At 39.3% G+C, this 2,355-nt stretch carries 2 protein-coding genes; both read right to left on the bottom strand.

Annotation, left to right across the window (positions count from 1 at the left end; all coding sequences use genetic code 11):
- Positions 1-96: 96 nt before the first annotated feature.
- Positions 97-387, bottom strand: coding sequence for a hypothetical protein (locus L1D50_RS22690; RefSeq protein WP_128726035.1), 291 nt, complete (start codon positions 385-387; stop codon positions 97-99).
- A 334-nt stretch (positions 388-721) separates the two neighbouring features.
- Positions 722-2,355: alpha/beta fold hydrolase (locus L1D50_RS22685; protein ID WP_239966901.1), on the bottom strand; the 1,634-nt coding region annotated here is incomplete at its 5' end.

Below are 2,355 nucleotides of genomic sequence, written 5' to 3'. Positions count from 1 at the left end.
CTATAAGCGTTGACGAACACCAATTAAATATCTATAAAAATATTAATTATTACGACATCAACAGTGACTAAAGTTGGAGGGCAGAAGCCAACGCATTTAGTTTTTTGATTGGTGTTTTTCGATACTCCGAGCAATTGCTGCGGCTCGGCGTTTGCACATCGCTTTCTCTTCGCCGTACAAATCAGCACACCGAGCTGTACTTTGGACTCCCTTAATACGTTTAATAATCTCAGCATCATATTCGGCCCCATTTGCAATAAGTGAAGGACTTTTTACTGTTCCTGACGCAGGAGTAAAAAGCGCTAAACTCATGCCGAGTAAAGTACAGCCGTTTAATAAAGCAGAACCCAACAATATCAAGCAAACAAGCACGTTTCTGTATTTCATAAAATCCTTTGAATTTAGGTCGACTAATATGTACATATTAGGCTGAGCCTAAAGTACTTCACAATTAAACGAAAGTAAAAATGTGTACTTTCATAAGCGAAGTAAATTAACAAATTCAATAATTTTTACTAACTAGCTTGAACTCAGGGTAAGATATGAGTTAATCAACTAAAATACCTAAGCTCAACAGATGTAATATCACGCTAGCCAAAAGTTATTTTTTAATACCAGACAAATTTGTGCGTCAATAGCTGGCCTATTGCAAACAAATTTGACGCAGTAGTAAGGGATAAAAGCTACAAGAAAACAAGTTATTATCCCGAGTTCACGGTATTTAAAGGGTGCTAACATCTACCGTCAATGTGGCTAGATGGTTGGCTAAATCAGGATCATCGCTGTCAGACTTTGTTCCACCTAAATGTATTGCGAAAAAGCGTTCCATGGCGATGATGGAAGCTAGTTTATTATTGTGTTGAATAAAACCATGCCCTTCATTTTTCGCTAAGATGTATTCAACAGGAAGTTGAGCATTGAATAATGCTTTGGCTATTAATTCAGACTGTTCCTGTGGCACTCTTGGATCATTTGCTCCTTGAATTAACATAATTGGCGCTTTAATGTTGTCGATAAAGTTGATGGGAGAGCGTGCGGCCATGTCCTTTCTATCAGCCTCAATTGCCGGATCACCAATTGCAGCGTAGAAGTTACCTAAATATGGTCTATATGCCTCAGGGAATGACGCCATAAATACATTAAGATCAGAAGGCCCTACATATGAAATAACGGCTTTATATAAATCTGGTGTAAACGTCGCTCCCGCTAATGCAGCAAAACCACCATACGACGCTCCCATAATACCAACACGATTTTTATCTGTGATGCCTTGAGCAATAAGATAATGCACGCCATCAGTAATATCTTGCTGCATTGAACCTATGCCCCATTGTTTGTTACCTGCGCTAGTAAAATGTTTACCAAACCCTGTTGAGCCTCTGAAATTAGGTTGTAGAACGGCATAACCTCTGTTGGCAAAGTAATGTGCAATAGGAACAAAGTAACCACTGCTAAATTCCCACTTATCTCTTACCCAAGGGCCGCCATGTGGCAATACAATTGTGGGAAGTGTGGTGTTAGCATATTTAGGCAATGTTAAATATGCTTGGATTTTTGTACCATCTGTTGCTGTATAGTTGATTGACTGTCTTGTGCCTAGCAGCTCAGGGTCAAACGAAGGTTCTGAATTTAGCAGGCCAATAAGCTGATCAGTATTTGGGTTAAATACAAATTGTTCGTCTGGCTTATTGGCATACTTTGTGGTGATATGCCAATGTCCAGTTTTACCTTCTATTTGTTCAACATGTATGTCTGCGTCTGTTCCGAAATGTGAAGTAATACGAGATAGTATAGATGCTGCACTTTCAGTGAGCGGGTAGTTTCTTAGCCTCGAATCATAATATGCCGCGATAAGAGGTTGTCCATCATCTTGTAAAATAACATGATATAAGTCTGAGTTATTGAGCGGATCACTATGTAGCGTGTGTAATATATTTGTACCGAGATCAAGCTCAATAAGTTCTTGCTTATCTCGCCCTTGAATGCTGCCTGACAGTACTGCGGTGTGCTTTGACTCGTTATAGCCAATAACTTCAACTTGTTCACCAGGTTGTGTGCGCAAAACCTGTTGCCATGATTGCTCTTCTTTTTTGTATAAAGTCATAGAGCTATCATTGTTTAAAACGACACCCACCATAATTTCTCCAGCGCGATTCAGTATCGCCTTGCTAAATTTCAGCTCATTGGGATCGATCAGTGTCATAGTTTGGGTTTTTGTGTCTAGCTGGTACAGGCTGTATGTATCACTTTGTAGCAGGTTTGCAAATACAGCCAGCTTGTTTGAATTATCGTGGAGCTGCTTTGCAAGAATGTAATTTACATCTTCTTTGTTCGTTAGGTTTTTAATTCTTATAC

It is taken from the genome of Pseudoalteromonas sp. Isolate6 (genome assembly GCF_022398435.1).
GTDB classification, from domain to species: domain Bacteria; phylum Pseudomonadota; class Gammaproteobacteria; order Enterobacterales; family Alteromonadaceae; genus Pseudoalteromonas; species Pseudoalteromonas galatheae.
Note: the sequence above shows the minus strand (reverse complement) of the source record. Positions and strands in the feature narration are given on the sequence as shown.

What these genes read in the sequence shown, in the direction of transcription:
- L1D50_RS22690 (WP_128726035.1), bottom strand. Translation starts at nt 387, where the DNA reads ATGAAATACAGAAACGTGCTTGTTTGCTTGATATTGTTGGGTTCTGCT.